The 20,676-nt window shown below is 58.8% G+C and carries 22 protein-coding genes; 14 read left to right on the top strand and 8 right to left on the bottom strand.

The genetic code is table 11. The features are described 5' to 3' along the window. Positions 1-85: 85 nt before the first annotated feature. Together FHS21_RS08740 and FHS21_RS08735 are read right to left on the bottom strand one after the other, a co-directional pair. Positions 86-988 (bottom strand): heme-dependent oxidative N-demethylase family protein, encoded by a 903-nt coding sequence (locus tag FHS21_RS08740; protein WP_112531680.1) that lies wholly within the window; start codon positions 986-988, stop codon positions 86-88. Beyond that, positions 988-2,865, bottom strand: a complete 1,878-nt coding sequence (locus FHS21_RS08735) for a M3 family oligoendopeptidase (protein ID WP_112531679.1) — start codon at positions 2,863-2,865, stop codon at positions 988-990. The genes FHS21_RS08740 and FHS21_RS08735 overlap by 1 nt, the downstream gene beginning before the upstream one ends. A gap of 382 nt (positions 2,866-3,247) precedes the next feature. On the opposite strand from FHS21_RS08735, the gene mepK reads away from it, so the two are divergent. Together mepK and FHS21_RS08725 are read left to right on the top strand one after the other, a co-directional pair. After that, positions 3,248-5,155, top strand: coding sequence for a peptidoglycan L,D-endopeptidase MepK (mepK, locus tag FHS21_RS08730; protein ID WP_512699164.1), 1,908 nt, complete (start codon positions 3,248-3,250; stop codon positions 5,153-5,155). Positions 5,156-5,376: 221 nt separating this feature from the next. After that, positions 5,377-5,724: an endonuclease domain-containing protein gene (locus tag FHS21_RS08725; protein ID WP_281386051.1), complete on the top strand. Its 348-nt coding sequence runs from the start codon at positions 5,377-5,379 to the stop codon at positions 5,722-5,724. Between the two features lie 6 nt (positions 5,725-5,730). Here the strand turns inward: FHS21_RS08725 and FHS21_RS08720 are convergent, their stop codons facing one another. Beyond that, positions 5,731-6,369 carry a 2-dehydro-3-deoxy-phosphogluconate aldolase gene (locus tag FHS21_RS08720; RefSeq protein WP_112531678.1) on the bottom strand — a complete coding sequence of 213 codons (639 nt, stop codon included), beginning with the start codon at positions 6,367-6,369 and terminating at the stop codon, positions 5,731-5,733. 284 nt (positions 6,370-6,653) lie between these two features. On the opposite strand from FHS21_RS08720, the gene trhO reads away from it, so the two are divergent. After that, positions 6,654-7,583 (top strand): oxygen-dependent tRNA uridine(34) hydroxylase TrhO, encoded by a 930-nt coding sequence (trhO, locus tag FHS21_RS08715; RefSeq protein ID WP_183661663.1) that lies wholly within the window; start codon positions 6,654-6,656, stop codon positions 7,581-7,583. 91 nt (positions 7,584-7,674) lie between these two features. Then, complete coding sequence (locus tag FHS21_RS08710; protein WP_183661662.1) at positions 7,675-8,388, top strand: tellurite resistance TerB family protein; 714 nt, start codon at positions 7,675-7,677, stop codon at positions 8,386-8,388. An 80-nt stretch (positions 8,389-8,468) separates the two neighbouring features. Here FHS21_RS08710 and FHS21_RS08705 read toward each other — a convergent pair whose 3' ends face one another. Next, complete coding sequence (locus tag FHS21_RS08705) at positions 8,469-9,185, bottom strand: GntR family transcriptional regulator (protein WP_183661661.1); 717 nt, start codon at positions 9,183-9,185, stop codon at positions 8,469-8,471. Between the two features lie 329 nt (positions 9,186-9,514). Here FHS21_RS08705 and FHS21_RS08700 point away from each other — a divergent pair, with 329 nt between their 5' ends. Both FHS21_RS08700 and FHS21_RS08695 read left to right on the top strand, forming a co-directional pair. Beyond that, positions 9,515-10,360 (top strand): sugar phosphate isomerase/epimerase family protein, encoded by an 846-nt coding sequence (locus FHS21_RS08700; RefSeq protein WP_183661660.1) that lies wholly within the window; start codon positions 9,515-9,517, stop codon positions 10,358-10,360. 45 nt (positions 10,361-10,405) lie between these two features. After that, positions 10,406-11,584 (top strand): M24 family metallopeptidase, encoded by a 1,179-nt coding sequence (locus FHS21_RS08695; protein ID WP_246410920.1) that lies wholly within the window; start codon positions 10,406-10,408, stop codon positions 11,582-11,584. Between the two features lie 14 nt (positions 11,585-11,598). On the opposite strand, the gene FHS21_RS08690 is transcribed toward FHS21_RS08695, so the two are convergent. From FHS21_RS08690 to FHS21_RS08680, 3 genes are all read right to left on the bottom strand, one after another. Continuing rightward, positions 11,599-12,312, bottom strand: coding sequence for a GntR family transcriptional regulator (locus FHS21_RS08690; protein WP_112531673.1), 714 nt, complete (start codon positions 12,310-12,312; stop codon positions 11,599-11,601). A 111-nt stretch (positions 12,313-12,423) separates the two neighbouring features. Next, the gene (locus tag FHS21_RS08685) at positions 12,424-13,242 is read right to left on the bottom strand and encodes a sugar phosphate isomerase/epimerase family protein (RefSeq protein ID WP_162702037.1); all 819 of its coding nucleotides are present in this window, start codon (positions 13,240-13,242) and stop codon (positions 12,424-12,426) included. A gap of 8 nt (positions 13,243-13,250) precedes the next feature. Then, entirely contained in the window at positions 13,251-13,991 is a 741-nt protein-coding gene (locus FHS21_RS08680) for an SDR family NAD(P)-dependent oxidoreductase (RefSeq protein WP_112531671.1), read from the bottom strand. 155 nt (positions 13,992-14,146) lie between these two features. Between FHS21_RS08680 and FHS21_RS08675 the strand changes: the two genes are divergently transcribed. Both FHS21_RS08675 and FHS21_RS08670 read left to right on the top strand, forming a co-directional pair. Beyond that, positions 14,147-14,845, top strand: a complete 699-nt coding sequence (locus tag FHS21_RS08675; RefSeq protein ID WP_183661659.1) for a hypothetical protein — start codon at positions 14,147-14,149, stop codon at positions 14,843-14,845. Then, positions 14,842-15,747: an NAD-dependent epimerase/dehydratase family protein gene (locus FHS21_RS08670; protein WP_183661656.1), complete on the top strand. Its 906-nt coding sequence runs from the start codon at positions 14,842-14,844 to the stop codon at positions 15,745-15,747. Before FHS21_RS08675 ends, FHS21_RS08670 begins: the two co-directional genes overlap by 4 nt. Here the strand turns inward: FHS21_RS08670 and FHS21_RS31480 are convergent. After that, a complete protein-coding gene (locus FHS21_RS31480; protein WP_183661654.1) occupies positions 15,720-15,956 on the bottom strand; it encodes a hypothetical protein in 237 nt (78 codons plus the stop codon). The genes FHS21_RS08670 and FHS21_RS31480 overlap by 28 nt on opposite strands. On the opposite strand from FHS21_RS31480, the gene FHS21_RS08660 reads away from it, so the two are divergent. From FHS21_RS08660 to FHS21_RS08635, 6 genes are all read left to right on the top strand, one after another. Beyond that, entirely contained in the window at positions 15,955-16,785 is an 831-nt protein-coding gene (locus tag FHS21_RS08660) for a transporter substrate-binding domain-containing protein (protein ID WP_112531667.1), read from the top strand. The two genes, FHS21_RS31480 and FHS21_RS08660, sit on opposite strands and share 2 nt — an antisense overlap. 92 nt (positions 16,786-16,877) lie before the next feature. Then, positions 16,878-17,312: a type II 3-dehydroquinate dehydratase gene (locus FHS21_RS08655; RefSeq protein WP_112531666.1), complete on the top strand. Its 435-nt coding sequence runs from the start codon at positions 16,878-16,880 to the stop codon at positions 17,310-17,312. Further along, positions 17,309-18,370, top strand: a complete 1,062-nt coding sequence (locus FHS21_RS08650; protein ID WP_183661653.1) for a Gfo/Idh/MocA family protein — start codon at positions 17,309-17,311, stop codon at positions 18,368-18,370. Before FHS21_RS08655 ends, FHS21_RS08650 begins: the two co-directional genes overlap by 4 nt. Positions 18,371-18,488: 118 nt before the next feature. Further along, the gene (locus FHS21_RS08645; RefSeq protein ID WP_183661651.1) at positions 18,489-19,304 is read left to right on the top strand and encodes an aldo/keto reductase; all 816 of its coding nucleotides are present in this window, start codon (positions 18,489-18,491) and stop codon (positions 19,302-19,304) included. A gap of 23 nt (positions 19,305-19,327) precedes the next feature. Further along, the gene (locus FHS21_RS08640) at positions 19,328-19,990 is read left to right on the top strand and encodes an amino acid ABC transporter permease (RefSeq protein ID WP_112531664.1); all 663 of its coding nucleotides are present in this window, start codon (positions 19,328-19,330) and stop codon (positions 19,988-19,990) included. 12 nt (positions 19,991-20,002) lie between these two features. Further along, a complete protein-coding gene (locus FHS21_RS08635; RefSeq protein ID WP_112531663.1) occupies positions 20,003-20,647 on the top strand; it encodes an amino acid ABC transporter permease in 645 nt (214 codons plus the stop codon). The last annotated feature ends 29 nt before the right edge of the window (positions 20,648-20,676 follow it).

The following is a 20,676-nucleotide window of genomic DNA, read 5'->3' as shown; positions in this document are numbered from 1 at the left end:
ACCATAGAGCATAGACGTGACAAAGAGCAAACAACCAGTTGCTCTTTTATGGTGAAATTCCGAACTACTGTTAATTAAAACGCGGCTATAGGCGTTTCAGCGCGTCGATAAGCCGGTCGCGGATTGTCATAATACCTTTGTAGTGCAGTTGCGCAGGATTTAGCGCTTCGAGCTGGCGTGCAAAAGCTTCCGCTAAATTACGGCATTCGGGGTGTTTCTTAAGGGCACTTATAGGATCGAGATAAATGCGGATGGTAAAAAGAATATCGCCCGATACGGGCAGTTTGCGCAGCGTCTGCCGCTCGACGCGAACATAGCTTTGGGCTGCAATATCCTCGTCAGTGTAGCGCGCGCCCTTCTGGTGGCTGGCGAGCGGATGATAGAGATTGCCGTCGGGCTGCAGCGACCAGTTCATGCGCTGGACCGAGCGATCCGGGCGCAGATTGTCGAACATGCGGGTGATCAGCCCGGCATTGCGGGTGCCTGCACCAAAATCGGGCACAGGAGCGTGGATATCGTCCATGGAGCGCCCGAATTTTTCCAGAAGCGTCCAGGAGGACGGAAACGATAGCGAGGCGGCGGCGAGATGCCAGCCGCGCGTCTCGTCCTTGCGCATCAACACAAGGTCCTCCTGAACTAGGCTTGCGGCGCGATGCAGGTGGGGGATAGCCGTTTCACCGAGCGATATGGGTTTGTTCCATCCCGCAATTTTGACGTTCCCGCCGTCGATGGAGTAGATCTCAGGATAGTGCTCGACGAGATGGGTGCTGAGGAGTTCCAGCACTTCCTTTTGGGCATCTCCTGTTCCGGACTCCTCGACTAAAATCCTGTCGCCGTAGAGCGCAAAAAGCCGTTCTTTCTCAGCGAGATAGGCGAGAAGATTGTCGTCGATCTCGATCCAGTCTTTCAGGTCGAGCTGCTGCAACCCTATGGTGAAGGGTTGCGCCGAGCCATCATAGGGCGTGTGCACGGGGGCGGAGGTCGTCATTATGCGGCGTCCATCGCCTCCAGCTCGTCGATGATGCCCTCGATGACGGAAAGGCCCTTTTGCCAAAAGGCTGGGTCCGTCGCATCGAGGCCGAAGGGCGCAAGCAATTCGGAATGATGCTTGGTGCCGCCGGCCTTCAACATGTCGAAATATTTCTCCTGAAATCCTGCTTCGGCGTTCTGATAGACCGCATAGAGCGAGTTCACCAAGCAATCGCCGAAGGCATAGGCGTAGACATAGAACGGCGAGTGGATGAAGTGCGGGATATAGGTCCAGAAGGTTTCGTAGCCGGCACCGAAATGTACCGCTGGTCCGAGGCTTTCCTTCTGCACATCCAACCAGATCTCACCGATACGGTCCGAGGTGAGTTCGCCGTTGTTGCGCTCGGCGTGAACCCGGCGCTCGAACTGGTAGAATGCGATCTGCCGTACCACCGTGTTGATCATGTCTTCGGCTTTTTGCGCCAGCATGGCCTTGCGCTCGCGTTTGTCGCGGGTCTTTTCAAGCAGCGAGCGGAAAGTGAGCATTTCGCCGAAGACGGAAGCAGTTTCGGCGAGAGTCAGCGGCGTCGAAGCCATGAGTGCGCCCTGATCGCCGGCAAGCACCTGATGCACGCCGTGGCCAAGTTCGTGCGCGAGGGTCATCACATCGCGCGGCTTGCCCATGTAGTTCAGGAGCACATAGGGATGCACCGAGGGAACGGTCGGGTGGGCGAAGGCGCCGGGCGATTTGCCGGGGCGGGTCGGCGCATCGATCCAGTTTTTGTCGAAGAAAGCCTTGGCGATTTCGGCCATTTCCGGCGCAAAGCCACTATAGGCGGAAAGCACGGTTTCGCGCGCGTCCGTCCATGAAATGACAGCCTGCGGCGTTTCCGGCAGGGGGGCATTGCGGTCCCAATTGTTCAGATATTCAAGGCCAAGCCATTTGGCCTTGAGCGCGTAATATCGATGCGACAGGCGCGGATAGGCGTCCTGCACGGCCTCGGAAAGGGCGTCGACCACCTCGCGCTCGACGCGGTTGGCCAAGTGGCGGCTATCGGCGATGTCCTCAAAGCCACGCCAGCGATCGGAGATTTCCTTGTCCTTGGCCAGCGTATTGGTGATCAGCGTGAAAACACGGAGGTTTTCCTTGAAGGTCTTGGCCAGTGCTTCAAAACCGGCTTTGCGCAGGGAGGCATCTGCATCCTGCAAGAGATTCAAGGTCGGTTCGAGCGGCAATTCCTCGCCATTCACTTCAAAGCGCAGCGCCGTCATGGTTTCGTCAAACAGACGGTTCCAGGCGCCGCGTCCGGTAATCGACTTTTCGTGGAAAAGCTGCTCGATCTTGTCGTCGAGCTGGTAGGGCTTGTCCTTGCGCAGGTCTACCAACCATGGGCGATAGTGGGCGATGGCCGGGTTTTCGGCCATGGCTTTTTCGATGATCGCGTCATCGATGCGGTTGAGTTCCAGGCTGTAGAAGATCAGATGCGTGCTCGCATCGGTCATCTTCTGCTGGATATCGCCGTAAAGTTTGGCGCGTTTGGGATCGGACGTATCGCCGGCATAGACCAGCCCGGCGAAGGAGACGATCTTGCCGATGAGTTCTTCCAGGGCTTCGAATTCTTGGATCGATTGGGCAAACTCTCCGCCTTTCGGTTCGGCCGCCTCGGCGGCGAGATTGCCCTTCCAGCGTTTCTCGAATTCGACGGCGAGTTCGTCAGCCTTTTTGAGATCGGCCTTGAGCTCGCTGCTTTCTGTGGACGGGTAGAGATCGGCAAGGTTCCATTCGGGTAGCAGGCCGAGCGCTGCCTGATCGGCTTTCACGGCAGCAGTGCTGCCCGATTTGGAGGGAGCCGTGACCACGGTATCAAGCGAGTATTTGTTGATTTTTGAACGCATTTTGGCACCAGAATATTGAAGTTTGGAGGGCGAATCAGAGGCCCTCGATAAAGGAGCTAAACCTTAAGAGTCGGTTGGCAATTGATCCAGTTCCGTCTTGCTTGTCCCACTTTGTAGCAACTTTTAGACTTTTGAGGGGTGGATTCATTTGAAAAAAAGCCTTAATCCTGCTGTTAACAACCCGTTGACCATGTCACAAAACACTGGATTCGATATGCGTTTTCGCCATGCTCTCAACGTATTTGTTCTTCAGTAAAGCGACCATTAACCATTAAATCGGACAATCCAGCTATTCGGGGGTTGGAAAAGACGGTCAAGGTTGGGGACGAAATTGTCAAACATGATTCATGCACAGAACAACAGATCGTGGGCGAGTTCTATTATGCGCGCCGGCTGGTTTGTGTTCCTCATGGTCTTTGTGCCGATGTTGTTCGCATCCGCACAGGCTTCCGCCGAGACGAGGACTCTCAGGCTTTATTTCATCCATACCAAGGAACGTGCCGAGATTACGTTCAAGAGAAATGGCCGTTATCAGCAGGATGGGCTGAACAAGCTCAACAAGTTCCTGCGTGACTGGCGCCGCAACGAGCCGACGAAGATGGACCCCCGCCTCTTCGATCTGGTCTGGCAGATTTATCAGAATGTCGGCGGCAGGGACTACATCAATGTGGTATCTGCCTATCGCTCTCCTACCACAAATTCCATGCTGCGTTCCCGTTCGCGCGGTGTGGCGAAGACAAGCCAGCACATGCTGGGCAAGGCCATGGACTGGTATCTGCCGGGTGTAAAGCTTTCCACACTTCGCGTTACAGCGATGAAATTCCAGGCTGGCGGCGTTGGCTACTATCCGACCTCCGGCTCTCCTTTCGTCCATACCGACGTCGGCAATGTCCGTCACTGGCCACGCATGAGCCGCAGGGAACTGCTGGCCGTGTTCCCCGACGGCAAGACCATGCATATTCCTTCCGATGGCAAGCCGTTACCCGGCTATGACCAGGCAGTCGCCGCCTATGAATCGCGCAGGCGCAATGGTGGCAGTGCAATTCAGGTCGCGAGTGCTTCCTCAAGTTCGAGCCGCAGTGGTAAGACACTGTTCGGCATGATCTTTGGCGGTGGCGCCGATGAGGAAGAGGATACCAGTGAGAGCAAAGTTGCTGTCGCTACTGCTTCCAAGCCTTCGAAGACGCTGTCGACCAAGCCAGCCGCGATAGCCGAAGACGCCGATGGAGGTGAGACCGCTGCACCGGCCGCGCCGGCTGTCGCAACGCGTGCCCAGCCTCAACCCGAAGAGCAACAGATCGCTCCGGACCTGCCGGTGCGCGGTGCACCTGCGCCTTTGACCGCGCCGCGACCTGACGCGCCACTTGCGACATCGCCGGAAGACAACCGGGCCTTGGCCTTTGCGATTCCCGTGCCGCTGCGCCGTCCCGACTATTCGCCGACGCCGGCACCGGGAGATCCGTCAACGCTCAATGCGCTTGCCGAGGATCAATCGACTGTCATCGCCGCCTTGCCGATGCCGCGACCGCAGCCGCAGGATAGCGCCAGCGCTATTCGTGAGATGATTGCGGCCAATCCCAACAACGCGACTGCCGATACGGCGCAGCCCGAAATGGCCAATGCGCTCGTGCCGGTACCCTTCGACAAGCCCAAGCGCAATGACATGATGGTTGCATCGCTTGTGCCTGATCAGCGTCCCGTCACCGAAGCAATTCAGGCCACTGCGGCGGCCGAAGAAGAGGTTATTCCGGCTCCGGAGGATGATCTGCAGGCGCTTATCAAGCAGGCCGATAGCGAGCATGGAAATGTCGTTTCCGCTTCGCAGCCGACGCCCGAGATGCCGACATTACCGGGAACAACTGGTGGTCGTGTGAAACCGGCTGCACAGCAGAATACACAAATGGCGTCGATTGAAACGCAGCCATCACTGCGCCGGACGATGCTCGATGCTCAAGGCTCTGGTGATCCGGTTGCCGCGCTCAACAATGGCGTGATCACGACGGCCAAGGGCGCCAAGCCGCGCAAGCAGGCCGCACAGGGCCAGACTCCGAAAGCGATCCAGGTTTCCTCGGACGTTCCGGACCGCGCCCTCTCGACCGAGCAGGTCGCGGAGACGGCACCGGCAGTGACACCGGCAGTCCTGCGCAATGCAGAAATGCGAACGGCCCCGACGACGGTCTATACGGCCGGCTTCCAGCAGAGCCTGCCGGTCGCCAACGCCAACAAGTTTACTGGCAAGGCGGTTACATTCCTGCAGATCGCCAAGTTCAATCCGACGCACGGATCGTAACGGCGGCAAGAAAAACCCCTCCCTGCTGCTACGCAGCCTCCCTCCCCACAAGGGGGAGGGTAAGACCGTCGCGCCTGTCGTTACGCTAAAGTCCTATATTCCGGCGTTTGAAAATACTGCAGAATTGAGCGCCTTACCCTCCCCCTCGTGGGGAGGGACGGAGCGAAGCGACGGGGAGGGGTCTCTTCATGCCACATAGCAACGTTTAGCCAAAAACCAGGATGCGGGCGAAAACGCTCCGCCGCGAGTTGACCATGGCGGAACGGCGTATGTGGGACATACTGCGGTGTTTCCGCGGTCGCGGGGCCCGATTTCGCCGGGAGACACCAATCGGGCCATATGTCGCTGATTTTGCCTGGCTATCCGCACGTATTATCATTGAGGTAGACGGCGATACGCATGCAACAGCCAGTGGTATCCAGCACGATCAGGACCGTGATACATTTTTGCGCGGTCAGGGCTTCCACGTAACTCGCTTCGATAACAGCGATGTCATTTTTTCTGAAGAGGCAGTCTACCTCGAAATCGAGGCCGCGCTGCAAATGCGCCTCATCCCGGTACTCCCATAACCGGCGTTAACCTGCGAGCTTCACTGCCTCGGCTGCGAGCTTGGTGATCTCGTCCCACTTTCCGGCCTTTACCAGGTCTTCCGGGGCAACCCACGAGCCACCCACGCAGACGACATTCGGCAGGTTGAGATAGGTTTTGGCGTTGGCGATGCTGACGCCACCGGTCGGGCAGAACAGCGTGCCGGCCAGCGGCGACGACAAGGATTTCAGGAAGGCCGCGCCGCCGGCCTGTTCGGCGGGGAAAAACTTCAGCATCGTGTAGCCTTCTTCGCGCAAGGACATGATCTCGCCCGGCGTGATGGCGCCTGGAAGCAGCGGTACCTTGCTGTCGCGCGCGGCTTCGATGAGCTGCGGTGTCGCTCCGGGGCTGACGATGAAACGAGAACCCGCGTTGACGGCCTCGTCATACTGACGGGCATTGAGAATGGTTCCGGCGCCGACGATGGCCTCCGGCACTTCATTGGCGACGGCACGGATGGCATCGAGAGCAGCAGCAGTGCGCAACGTGATCTCGATTGCCGGCAATCCACCCTTGGCAAGCGCCCGCGCCAATGGAACGGCATCGGCAAGATTTTGAATGAGAATGACCGGAATAACCGGCTGGCCCTTGAGGACGGGTAAGAGCAGATCGGTCTTCTGGGTCATTTCAATTCTCCGCTGACTGGAACTTCAATCGATTTAGTAGTGTGCATCCGGTTTGTCTACCTTTTCTGGATCAGGCATTTCAGCAGTGCGTGGTTCGACAAGCTCACCATGAGGGAGTGGGGTTGATTGCAGGGCGTCAAAATTTGCCTCGTTGGTGGTTACCTTTGCAGCCAACAGCCTCCGTCATGGTGAGCCTGTCGAACCACGCACAATAAATGTGCCTCTTACGGTCTCCTCCCAAAACCCTTGAATTTAACGCTTTAGCGCAGTAGTTGGATGCGATCATGACAGACCATACCTCAAACATGCCCTTTACGGTGGCAGCACTCTATCGCTTTGCCCGGCTGGATCACTACCAGTCGCTGCAGGAGCCGCTGGCGAAGCTTTGCTGCGGGCAGGGGATCAAGGGTACACTGCTTTTGGCCGCAGAGGGTATCAACGGCACTGTTGCCGGAACGCCTGCGGCGATCAAGATGCTCGTTGATTTCCTCGAGGCCGAACCGGCCATTGCCGGGATGGAGCTGAAGTACTCATACGCGAGCGAGATGCCTTTCAAGCGCATGAAGGTACGGCTGAAAAAGGAAATCGTCACCATGGGCGTCGATGATATCGACCCGCTGCAAAGCGTCGGGACCTATGTGCCGGCGACCGACTGGAATGCGCTGATCTCCGATCCGGGCACGATCGTCATCGACACGCGTAACGATTACGAGACGGCGATCGGGACGTTTCAAGGTGCCGTCGATCCGCAGACCAAGACGTTTCGCGAGTTTCCGCAGTGGGTGGAGAGCCACCGCGAGGAACTGGAAGGCAAGAAGATCGCCATGTTCTGCACTGGCGGTATTCGATGCGAGAAGGCGACGGCCTATGTCAAAGGCCTCGGCTTCGATGACGTATTTCATCTGAAGGGCGGTATCCTCAAATATCTCGAGGATGTGCCCGCTGAGGAAAGTCGCTGGGAGGGCGAATGTTTCGTCTTTGACGAGCGGGTATCTGTTGGCCATGGTCTCATCGAGGGTGAGGCGGAACTTTGCCACGCCTGCCGCAATCCGATTGCGCCGGAGGACAAGCTCTCGCCGCTGTTCGAAGAGGGTGTCTCCTGTCCGAATTGCTACCACGAGCGCACGGACGAAGATCGTGCCCGTTTTGCCGAGCGGCAGAAGCAGGTGCGCTTGGCCAAAGAGCGTGGCGAGAAGGCTCACATAGGTTCCTGAGCGTCTGACAAATTCCTCTGCTGTCATTGCAATGCCATGAACCGGGTCCTAACTAAGCGGAGCCAATTCATGCAGCCATGAGGAGAGACGCATGCTTGATCCGAAGAAGATTCTCGATGATTTCCTGGGAAGCAATGTTCCCGGAGTTGGAACATCGGTTCGCGACACGGCCGGCAAGGCGACGCAACTTGCCAAGGACAATCCGCTCGCCACTGGCGCGCTAGCTGCGATTCTTCTCGGCACCGGCACTGGCCGTGAGGTGGCTGGCAGTGCCCTGAAACTTGGCGGTCTCGCGGCTGTCGCCGGGCTCGCCTACAAGGCTTATCAGAACTACCAGTCGGGCAAGGCTCCCGCTGAAGCAACGCAAGCTTCGACTGGCGAGCTTGCGCCGCCGCCGGACGATTCAAGCTTCCGCCCCGAAACAGCGCCACAGGGTGAACATGAGTTTGCACTGGTGCTGGTACGCGCCATGATCGCAGCAGCCCGTGCCGATGGCATGGTGGACGAGACCGAAAAGGCGCGCATCATCGAGAAACTGTCACTCTCCGGCATCAACAGCGATACGCAGGAGTTTCTCAAAAACGAGCTGTCCTCGCCTGTCGATGTCGACGGACTGGTCGCGGCGGCGGTTACCGATGCGCAGAAGGTCGAACTCTATACCGCTTCGCGTCTGGCTATCGATCCGCAAACGCGGGCCGAGCGCGGCTATCTCGATCTGCTTGCCGGGCGCCTGAAACTGCCGGACAATCTCATCGATCATATCGAAGCGACTGTGGCCGACGTGAAGGTTACATCGCCCGCCTGAGACCTTTCGGAAGCGGTTCCGGGCGATTGTGGAGGCCATTTCTGGCCGACCACACGTCCGGTGTCGGTCCGCCGCTACGGCTATAGGATTGCCAGCGCGCTGGCGTAGTTCGGTTCCATCGCCTGGATATGCGCTTGGAGCAGCTCGCGTAAGGTCGAGATATCCTGCCGTTTGACCGCCTCCGCCATCTGCTGATGCTCTTCGAAGGTTTTCTGCCGATGCAGTCCAAGCTGCTCGGAGAGATGGGCGCGAAGGGCCGCGATGCGACCAGCGGCGATTTCGAAAGCTTCGGCAAACAGGGGGTTGCCGCAGTGTTCGAACATGGCGTCGTGGAAGCGGGTATCGGCCTCGGCATAGGCCAACGCATCGTCGGCTGCGCGGGCTTTCCCCATCACGGCGATCGCATCCATCATTGCGCCGTACAGCGCCTTGGGCGCCCGTTCAACGGCCAAGCCGGCCGCCAACATCTCGAGATGGAGGCGATATTCCACGAGTGAATGAAGTTCATCGCGGTTCGGCTTGAAGACGAAGCTGCCGCGGCGCGCCAGGATGACAATCAATCCTTGCAACTGCAGAATCGTCAACGCCTCGCGTACAGGCGTGCGGCTGACATCCATGGCGGCGGCAATCTTTTCCTCCGAAAGTGCCTCGCCAAGTGACAGTTCGCGATTGAGAATCGATGCCTTGAGCCGATCGGCCACGATAGCGGCAAGCGACTGCTGCCGGCTGATCGGGCTCTTCTTCATCGGGTTGATGTTCTTGTTGGCCTTGATGCCTGCGTGTTCCTGTTCGCTCATGGTTTTGTTGTACCCTAAATACCGCGGGCGTCCAGTGGTCGGCTGGAGGTCTTGGATTCAGAAAAAATCGGAAACCAAGCCATCAATTCGGCAGCACTAGTTTCGTGGCATCGACCTCCCCACGGTCGATGCTGGAAACATCGTCATAATCCATGCTTCCCTTTCCCAGAAACCCCAGTGCCTTCATTGAATTGTCCTCCAAACCTGTTGCATGGAATGCTTGTCAAATGAGGTACTGTATGTCAACAGTATCGAGAGATGCGGTGGCGTGCGGGCAGCATGTTCAACCGCTGGAACCGTTCGTAGACGACAATCAAGGGATTAAATGCATGGGCAGGCTGTATTCGCTTTCGTACATGACGCTCGAGACCAGCCCGCCAAAGATGATCGAATTCGCTGCCGAGGCAGGATACGATCTGGCCGGCATCCGCATGATGCCTACTCTGCCGGGCGGCCAAGCCTTTCCGTTGATGAACGATCCAGCCATGCTTCGCGAAACGCTGCTGCGCATCGACGACACAGGCGTCAAGGTACTGGATGTCGAGATTGCCCGCATTGATGGAGTGTCGGGGGTCGAGCTTTGGCTTCCCATGCTGGAGGCGTCGGCAAAAGTCGGTGCCCGCACCATCGTTGTTGCTGGCGACGATCCGGATGGGGCGCGGATGACCGAAACTTATGGTTTGCTTTGCGACGCTGCGGCGCCATTCGGCCTGACGATCAATCTTGAATTCACGCCCTGGACGACTCTGAACAATGCGGCCACGGCGAGCCGTATCGTCACAGAGGCCGCGCGCGCAAACGGCGAGATGCTGATCGATCTCATCCATGTGGCACGCTCCAAGACAACGCTTGCCGACATCGCCGCGATCGATCCCACCCGCATGAGCTATTTCCAGATTTGTGATGCGCCGCCGGGAATTCCCGCGAGCCGGGAGGAGCTGCTGTTCACCGCAAGGCAGGAGCGGCTGTTGCCGGGCGAGGGCGGCGTCGATGTCGCTGGCATCATAGCGGCGCTGCCCGACAACCTGATCGTCAGTGTCGAGGTGCCGAGTCATTCCAGGCTTGCGGCCATGGGACCATCGGAGTGGAGCAAGCTGACACTGGAAACCTGCCGGGCATTCATGGACGAATTGGACGCTGCACGAACGACCCGGCCCACACGCGCAGCAGGTTGAAGCCGCCATATTGCGGGTCGTCCAGGCGTGAAGATGGAGGAAACGATGATTGCTTCACGGACGACAGCGGCGCCGCCTTTCGACACGGCATTGCTTGATCGGTTGATGCAGGAGAGCGGGCTCGACGTGCTTCTCGTGTCGTCGAAGCACAATGTTCAGTACCTGCTCGGCGGCTATCGCTTTTTCATGTTCGACTACATGGATGCGACCGGCCTCAGCCGCTATCTACCAATCCTGATCTATCCCAAAGGTCGTCCCGATCTTGCCGCCTATATAGGCAATCCCAACGAAGGTTACGAGCGTGATCTCGGCCGTTTCTGGCCGGGCACCCTCGACCTGAAGGCACGGGGGTCTGTCGATTCGATGCACTACTGCCTCGAACGTATAGAGGCTTCCGGAATTCCGGTATCCTCAATCGGAGTGGAACTGGGTTTCCTGCCGGCCGACGCATTTCAGGTGCTTCGCGCGGGTTTGCCGCATGCTGACATTTCGGATTGCGTCGAAACTCTGGAATCGCTGCGGGCGGTGAAGACCTCCGCAGAACTCGCTGATCTCAGGCAGGCATCGGAGCGCGTGGTCGACGCCATTACGGCGACGTTTTCCCGTATAGAGCCGGGCCAGACCAAGCAGGATATCGTCGAGATTCTGCGCCGGGAGGAGGTGCAACGCGACCTGGTGTTCGAGTATTGCCTGATCACCGCGGGAACCAGCCAGAACCGTGCCCCCTCGGATCAACGTTTGCAGGAAGGCGATATCGTATCGCTCGATTCTGGCGGAAACTATCGCGGCTACATCGGCGATCTTTGTCGCATGGGCATCCTCGGCCAGCCTTCGCCAGAGCTAGAAGATGCGCTGGCAGTCATCGAAGAGATACAGCAAGCAGCCAGACGACCGATACGCAGTGGGGCCATCGGCCAGGATATCTTCGCGGCAACCGCGCCGCTCATGTCAGCGAAACGGGACGGACGCATGAGTTTCGTTGCACATGGGATGGGACTGGTTTCCCACGAGGCACCGCGGCTTCTCGATGACGGGCCGATCCCGTATCCAGCGACGCATCGTGGTCTGGCACTTGAGACGGGAATGGTGTTGTCGATCGAAACGACCTGGCAGCATCCGCGACTCGGTTTCATAAAGCTGGAAGACACGGTTGCGGTAACGGCGGACGGCTACGAAGCTTTCGGCGACGCGGGGCGGGGCTGGAACCGCTGCGGCGGTCGATGAACCCCAACGGCCGCTCAGTCGATAAGCGGTCCGATATGGTCCAGTGTCGGGCTGCGGGCGGACCGGCTTCCCGAGCTTCGCGCAGGCTCTGTCCCTATGCCGTATCGCTTCGACATCATCAGAATATGCGTGCTGAGCAATTCGAGTGCCTTTACCATATCTCCGGCCTCCAGCATTGCGACAATGGCAAGATGTTCGCCACTCGCCTGTTTGCGCGTTGGGAGCGTCGAGCGGTGTGAGCGTAGTGCGGCTACTTTGCTCGATACGAGCCGGTAGGCATTGATGAGGTAGGGATTTCCGCAATGCTCGAGCGAAGCGTCGTGGAAGCGCCCGTCGGCGCGCGCGCTGTTCAGGTCGTCGCCGGCTTCACAGGCGGCATTCATGTCGTCCGCTGCGGTACGCATGGCTGTCAGGGTTTCGTCGCGCCGGCTCTGCATTGCGAGCCGCAGTGCCTCGATTTCAATCATCTTGCGGAATTCGCAGAGGTTCACCGTGTCCTCATGCGTCGGCAGGAAGACGAAGCTGCCTCTTTGGGGACGAACATCGAGCAATCCCTCCTGTTCGAGCGTCGCAAAGGCCTCTTTGACCGGGCTTCTGCTGACGCCGAGAGTGGTAGCCAGCTTGTCTTCGGACAAGGCGTCGCCCAGTTCGATTTCACCATCGAGGATAGCCCGCCGCAATCTCTCGGTTACCCGAACGCCCAGCGAGGATCGTGGCCTTTGATCCATTCCTACGGTCCTCCTAATGTTCGCCGGTACCCATCCATCGTGCAGAGCAATGCTAGTCCTCTATGACGCAGGCCGCGACGAAAGCAATAGTCTTCAATAACTCCGTTGCCATCAGCTCTCGAGCGCGTCAAGAAAACGGCGTGTGGCCGCCATTCCCTTTTCGGCCCGCTCGGCGAAACTCAATGTCGAATCGCCCTTGTGGGGCGTCTCGACACTGATGGTAATGTCGCGCGGCAGGACGGACATCAGCTCGTTCAGCCACAGTCCGCCGTCGCCTGGAAACATTCGCCCGGTTCTTGCTTCCGCGATACAGGCGGCATTGTCGGCTGGCTGCAGGGCAGGGGCATCGCAGAGCTGAAGGTAAAGAACCTGGCCCGCCGGCAAAGCAGCGACATCGGCAGGACTTCCACCGGACCGCGACAGGTGCAAGGCGTCGAGGAGAATCCCCACATTGTCGCGTCCCGATGCTGCCACAAGGCGGCCAGCATCCTGGATCGTTGCGGTGGAGCGCCAACGCATGAATTCGATGGCCATCTTCATGCCGTGCTGTGCTGCGGTGTCGGCAATCCGGCCAAGCCTGTCGCCCGCCCGGGAAAGGTCAGGGTCTTCACAGGTGATCTGCATCACCGGCATGCCAAATTCAGCTGCTACCTCGATCACCGGCAACCAGCTTTCGACATCGGTCCCCGGCAACAGCGTGAACACTTCGCCGTCGTAGAAGGATATCCCGAGATCCGCGGCCGTTGTTTTGATTTCCCGGATCAGGGACGTGTTTCCGACGATCGGATGGGCGAGTTCCAGGCCATGCGGAGCGATCAGGCGCAGCCCGGCCATATCGTAGCCGGACCCGGCGGCTGCCTTCACGTGCTCGAGTGGCGGGCAGCCCTGTACGGTCAGGAAGGCGAGTGAAAGTGGATACTGCTTGTACATGTCAGGCCTCAATAGGTCGCACGGCCGCCGGAGACGTCGAAGACTGCCCCCGTGGAGAACGAACATTCCTCCGAAGCCAGCCACGAGACGAGCGCTGCAACCTCATCGGCCTGGCCCAGTCGGCCGACAGGAATTTTCGCGGTCACATAGGCCCGGAATTCCGGCGTCAGCTGGTTCATCATCTCGGTTTCGATTGCCGCAGGCGTGACGCAGTTCACCCGGATCTCGGTGGTTGCGAGTTCCTTGCCGACCGATTTGGTCAGGGCGATGACGCCTCCCTTCGATGCGGAATAGGCCACTGCATTGGGATTGCCCTCCTTGCCGGCAATCGAGGCAATGTTGACGATCCGGCCATAGCCGGTCTTCAGCATTTCGCGGACCGCTGCCTGGCAGCAGATGAAAACCGCGTCGAGGTTGAGTGACATGACAAACCGCCAGCCGTCCAATGGGTATTTCGCGAAGCTTTCGACTGGGCCGTTATGGCCCGCGCCGGTGACGAGAATGCCAAGCGGCCCCATGTCGGCCACGACTTCTTTCATTGCCGCATCGACGGCCGCTGCGTCCGTCACGTCGACGACATAACCTTTCGCGCCGGGCAGTTTTGCTGCCGCTTCCTCGACGCTCTCGCGATTGATATCCCAGAGGGCGACCTTGTGGCCCTTCGCTGCCAGACGTGCTGCGATCGGAAATCCGAGACCGCCTGCTCCTCCCGTTACGATTGCGACGCGTGGTGTTTCTTTTTCCGTCATTTGGTCTCCCAATCTTGTCCCTGAACGTCTGTTTGCCAAAAAGTGGCGCTTGACATTTGCAACATACTAACATTCTAGTAGCCTACATGGGTCGGAAACGGCCTGCTTGTCAAGCGGGAGCAGCAACGGACAAGGCGAATGGGAGGAGAAAAAGAATGGGACTGAAGGGCTCTGCCTTTCTCGTGATGTGGCATGACATCGCCGAGGGCGCTGTCATGGACTACATTGAATGGCATACGCGCGAACATATGCCGGAACGCTTGTCCATTCCTGGTTTCACCACGGGCAAGCGCTTGCACGCGCCCAATGCGTCCCGCTACGCCTTCGGTACGATCTATGCGGGCGAAAGCCTCGAAACCTTCCGATCACCCGACTATCTCGAGCGCCTCAACAACCCGACGCCCTGGACAACAGCTATTGCGCCAAGCTTCCAGAATTTCCTGCGCGTTGCCTGCGAGACGATCGCGACAGTGGGCAACGGCGATGGCGGCAGCATGGCGACGATCCGCTTCGACCTTGCGGGCAATGATGCCGAAAAGCAGTTGAAGGCAAAGGCGCAGTTGCTTGCCGAAGCCATTCTCGCCGTGCGTGGCGTCTCCAGCGTTCACATCGGTGTTTCCCGCAACGAGGTTTCCAGCGTGCGCACACGCGAAACCGAGTTGCGCAAGGAAATGCGCGAGACGGGATTTGATGTCGTGATCCTGATCGAGGGCTCGTCCAGCCCAGGTTTGCACTCCGCCTTGCCCGAGGCCGAGCGGCTGGCGCTTGCCACCGGCGTTTTGGCCGGCCCCGTCAGCAATATCTATGAAACGGCATTTTCCCTCACGGCTGAAGACATGAGGGCTCGCTCATGACGCGGATATTAGTCACCGGCGGTGCGGGTTTCCTGGGCGGCTGGATCCTCAAGGCGCTGACCGCGCAGGGTCATGCGGTCCGCATCTTCGACCGCGCGGTCGACCGCCGGATCCTGCGGGAGATTGCCGGCGAGCAGGCGGATCGCGTCGAGTGGTTCCAGGGCGACATCACCGATGGCGATGCCCTGAACGAGGCAGCACGTGATTGTTCATCCATTATTCACCTGGCGGCACTGCTTACCCCGGCTTGCAAGAACGATCCCATTCTTGGCGCCAAGGTCAATCTGATCGGGACGCTGAACGTCTTCGAAGCGGCTAAGACCAATGGAATCCGGCGTGTTGCCTATGCCAGCAGTGCGGCGGTGTTCGGTCCCGATGACGGCGCCGCACCTTATCCAGTCACGCACTATGGAGCCTTCAAGCTTGCCTGTGAGGGCAGCGCGCGCGCCTATTGGCACGATGCCGGCATCGCCAGCATCGGGCTGCGCCCTACGGTCGTTTATGGCCCCGGCCGCGAGGTTGGGCTTACAGCCGGACCGACGATCGCCTGCCGCGAAGCAGTTTTGGGCAATGCCTATACGATCGGCTATTCCGGTCCGCAGGATCTGGTTTTTGTCGCAGACGTGGCGGCCGCCTTTGCCGCAGCGGCAACCCGGTCATTTGAAGGCGCCCACGCGATTTCATTGGGCGGCGCTACGGAAGATGTGCCCGATGTGATCGCGGCGATCGTGGACGAAGTTCCGGGAGCAAGGATCGATTTCGCCGGACCGGCCGTTCCGATGGCGCCAGACATCGCTCCGACCGACAATCGTACGCTGCTTGGAGCAATGCCTTTTACGCCGCTCCGCGAAGGCATTTCGCATACTGTTTCTCACTATCGGTCGATGGCAGCGAGGTCCTGATGCCCATCCGGAGCAAGATATCGCAGTATCATCCCCGTCATCGTCTTGAGGCGGTTGGACACATAGGTGAACCCGAGGGCCGAATTAGAAATATAGAGATCGAGCGGGTCGACGCTTCGAAAGACGCCTTTGGCGACGCCAAATGGCAAAAGAGGAGTTTTGCCGCTCCAAAAAATTTGACCAACGGCAACAAGAGGAGGACTTTTCATGTTGGGTAATTTTTCATTTCGGACCACAGCACTTGCGATGGTGGCAGGGGTCACCATGGCGCTCGCTGCATCCAACGCCCATGCGCAGGCGCTGGAAAAGATCAAGGAAGCCGGTGTCATCCGCGTCGGCGTCATGGGTGAACAGGCGCCCTGGGGCTCCATCGATGCCGGCGGCAAAAACATCGGCTACGATGTCGACGTGGCAAATCTCATCGGGGAAGAAATGGGCGTGAAGGTCGAATTCGTACCGAACGCCGTTGCTGCCCGTATTCCAAACCTTCTGACCGGCAAGGTCGACCTGCAGATGGCCGTCATGGGCATGTATCCCGATCGCGCCAAGGCGGTACAGTTCACAAAGCCCTATGCCGGGTTGAAGATCATTCTTTTGTCCAGCGCAAAGAACAAGATCACGACCATCGAGGACGCCAAGGACCTTCGTATAGGCGTGCCGCGCGGCGCAGCGCAGGACAAGGCGATTACGGCAGCGCTCGGCGATGTTCCGAATATCCGCCGCTTCGACGATGACAGCTCCAATATGCAGGCGCTTGTATCCGGACAGGTCGACGCCATCGGCGGCAACACCACCTACAAGATCAACCTGGACAAGGCCGCTCCTGGCAATGATTTCGAGCAGAAGGTCGTTTTCAACGAGCAGTGGATGGGCGTCACTACCAAGCTCGGCGACAAGGAAATCAATGACTGGCTCAACCAGTTCATCGACAAGATCCGCGCTGACGGCCGTCTGGCGGCCATCAACAAGAAGTGGCTCGGTGAGGATTTGCCGAACTTCCCTGAAAAGCTAGAGGGTGTTCCGTTCACCGTACAATAACGGCTGCAACGATCTTCATTGACGTGATGACGCAATGGGAGCGCGGCCGCTCTACGCAGCCGCGCTCCCGATCAGCCGCAGGGAACTTCGATATGCGTAATATTTTCATTCTGAATGGGCCGAATCTCAACCTTCTCGGTGAGCGCGAGCCCGATATATACGGCCATACCACGCTGGACGATATCCGCAGCTGGTGCATGGCGGATGCGGCCGAACTCGGACTGACCATCGACTTTCGCCAGTCGAACTTTGAAGGCGAAATCATCGAGTCGATCCATTCGGCCCGTCATGAGGCCGCCGGGATCATCATCAACCCTGCCGGTTTCAGCTTTTCGTCGATTGCCATCCTCGATGCATTGAAGACCTTCGCCGGTCCAAAGATCGAGCTGCATATTTCTAACATACATCAGCGCGAAGCAATCTATCACAAGTCGCTTGTATCGACGACTGCGACGGCTGTGATGGCCGGCTTCGGTGCCTACGGTTACCGACTCGCTTTGCGCGCCATAGCGGAGATGACAACATGACACGCATTGCCCTGATGGGTGCCGGCCTCATCGGCCGCGAGCATGCCGAACTGCTGGTATCGAATTCGACCGCGCAGATTGCAGCGATCTGCGATCCGTCGCCGGAAGCGGCGCAGCTGGCCGCTCGCCTGTCCGTTCCCCACTGGGTCGACTACAACACTATGCTGGACGAAGCCAAACCCGACGGCGCGATCATAGCGCTGCCGAACCACCTCCATGCGCCGGCGGCACTGGCCTGCATCGAGCGCGGCGTGCCCAGCTTGATCGAGAAGCCGATTGCGGAAAGCCTTTCGGCCGCTGCCCGCATCGTTGAGGCTTCGGAACGGTCAGGCGTTCCGGTTCTGGTTGGCCATCAGCGTCGCCACAGCCCCGACATCCGCGCCGCGAAACGCGCAATCGATGCGGGTGAACTCGGCCCGCTCGTTGCTGTCAACGGTATGACGCTGTTCGACAAGCCCGACGATTATTTCAACACGGAATGGCGAAGGAAGATTGGTGGCGGCGTGCTTCTCATCAATCTGATTCACGACATAGACGTCCTGCGGTATCTCGTCGGCGAGATCGAAAGCATCCGCGCTTTCACCTCGTCCGCGCGGCGCGGCTTCGAGGTTGAGGATACGGCCAGTATCTCGATCCGCTTCGTCAACGGCGTCCTTGGCACATTCCTGATTTCGGACGGGGCGGTCAGCCCCTGGGCCTGGGAATATACGTCGGGCCAGGCGCTCTATCATCCGACGCAGCCCGGACCTTGCCTGTTCCTGGCAGGACGTAAGGCCGCTCTTTCGGTCTCTGACATGTATCTCTGGCGCCATGCCAACGAGAACGATCACTGGCAGCATCCGCTGGTTCGCGAACATCGCCCGGGCGATGGATCGCTGACCTATGTGAACCAGCTCGCCCATTTCGTCGCTGTCATTCGCGGCGAGGCGCAACCGCTTATCACCGCCCGCGATGGCATGTCGACGCTTGCCGCGACCCTCGCGGTCGATGTGGCAGCACGTGAGGACCGAACGGTGACACTTTCGGAAATGCTGGCTGAGGGCAGGGCCGCGGCATGACGAGGAAGCTGTCACCAGTCGGCCGGTTTGTCGCCGGCGTTTGGGCGGAACGGGCGAAGCAGGCCTCACTGAATGTCCTGAAACCCGTATTTGCCGAGAGTGCCCGATGAGCGATCTGATGACCAAAACAATTCAAGGCGAAACGGTACCGGTGCTCGGCTTCGGCACATTCGAGCTGAAGGGCCCAGAAGGTGAGGCCGCGATCCGCACAGCGATAGAACTCGGCTATCGCCAGATCGACACGGCAATCCGTTACGGCAACGAGGTAGAAGTCGGCCGCGCCGTGCGGGCCAGCGGCGTGCCAAGAAAGGAACTCTTTGTCACGACCAAGATCTGGTTCGACGATTTGGCGCCGGAAACAGTCGCGCGCCGTGTCGATGAAAGCCTGGACAGGCTCGGCTTCGATCAGGTCGATCTGCTTCTGGTTCACTGGCCCGCCAAGGACATTCCGCTTGGCGAGACACTTGCCGCATTTACCGACGCGAAGGCACAGGGAAAGACCCGGCTGATCGGTGTCAGCAATTTTACCATCGCGCTTCTGGACGAAGCACTCGACGTGCACAAGGCAGAGCTGTTCTGCAATCAGGTCGAGTATCATCCGTTTCTGTCGCAGGAGAAACTGCTCGCACGCATGCGCCGGGCCGACATGCTGCTGAATGCCTATCAGCCGATAGCGCGCGGCAAGGTCTTTGCGTCGGATCTCCTCAATGATCTTGGCCGCAGATACGGCAAGTCGGCGAGCCAGATCACACTGCGATGGCATATCCAGCAGAAAAATGTCGGGGCAATTCCGCGCTCTTCCAAGCTTGAGAACATTATCGCCAATCGGGACATTTTCGATTTCGAACTATCGCCCGAAGATATGGCCGCCATCCACGGCCTTGCTCGTGGCGAACGTTATACCCGCTTCGATTGGGAACCCGATTGGGACTGAGGCGCAACGCAGGGAGGTAGAGAATGACACTTGATTTCAGCGTGGTCACCGATGCGTGGCAAAGTCTGGCGTTCGGGGCGTTAGGAACCCTGTTCCTCGCCATCGCCGGCATGTCCATTGCTACAGTCATCGGTGTGCTGGGCGTTGCGATCCTCAGAGCCCAGATGCGTGTGCCGTCCTTTCTGGTAACGGCGTTTGTCGAGGTTATCCGCAACACGCCGTTCCTGGTCCAGATTTACTTCATTTTCTTCGCCCTGCCTCTTGCCGGCGTCAGGCTCAATCCTACCATTACTGCTATCCTCGCCCTCGGCTTGAACGGCGGCGCCTACGCCATAGAAATCATTCGTGGGGGCGTCGAAAGCATACCCACGGGGCAGACGGAAGCTGGACTTGCACTCGGCCTGCACAAACATGAAGTCTTCCGCTTCATCGTTCTGAAGCCCGCAATTCGCGCGATCTATCCGTCGCTGTCCAGCCAGTTCATCCTGCTGACGTTGACAACCTCGATTTGCACTTCGATCTCCGCTTACGAGCTGACCTCCGTCGGGCAGCGTATCGAGGCGGAAACCTTCCGCAGTTTTGAAACCTATTTCACGCTGACGGGGATCTATCTGGTCATCTCGCTGGCCACGATGTGGCTACTGGCTGAAATAGGCCGCCGCGCCTTCAATTACCCGCAACGTTGAGGAGGATACGAGATGGGACCGCAAGAGTTTGCCTACCTGTTACAAGGCCTCGCCTGGACGCTCGTCCTGACAGCCATGGGATTTGTTGGCGGGATCGCATTCGGCGTTATTGTAGCACTTATGCGTGTATCGTCGGTGACGTGGATCCGCTTGATTGCGATCGGCTGGATCGGTCTTTTCCAGGGCACGCCGCTGCTGATGCAGCTGTTCGTCGCCTATTTCGGTCTGCCTTTGCTCGGCTTCAACCTACCGGCCTGGGCCGCCGTCGGCATCGCGCTTACCGCGCACGCATCGGCCTTCCTCGGTGATATCTGGCGCGGCGCAATACAGGCCGTTCCAAGGGGCCAAACGGAGGCAGCCATGGCACTTGGCCTTCATACCCGCAGCCTCATGATCGACGTGATCATGCCGCAAGCATTCAAACTCTCCCTCCCGGCGACGGTCGGATTCCTGGTGCAACTCCTGAAAGGGACTTCGCTTGCGGCGATTGTCGGCTTTATCGAACTGACCCGCGCCGGATCGATCGTCTCCAATCAGATTTACAGGCCGCTTCTCGTCTTCGGAGTTGTGGGTGCGATGTATTTCGCCATGTGCTGGCCACTGTCGCTGTGGGGTCGAAACATCGAGCGGCGCATGTCAGCCGGCGTCTCCAGGTAGAAAGGAAAAGAACCGTGACACATCCGAAC

Source organism: Phyllobacterium trifolii (assembly GCF_014192095.1).
Lineage (GTDB): Bacteria > Pseudomonadota > Alphaproteobacteria > Rhizobiales > Rhizobiaceae > Phyllobacterium > Phyllobacterium trifolii.
This window is presented reverse-complemented; position numbering and strand designations above follow the sequence as displayed.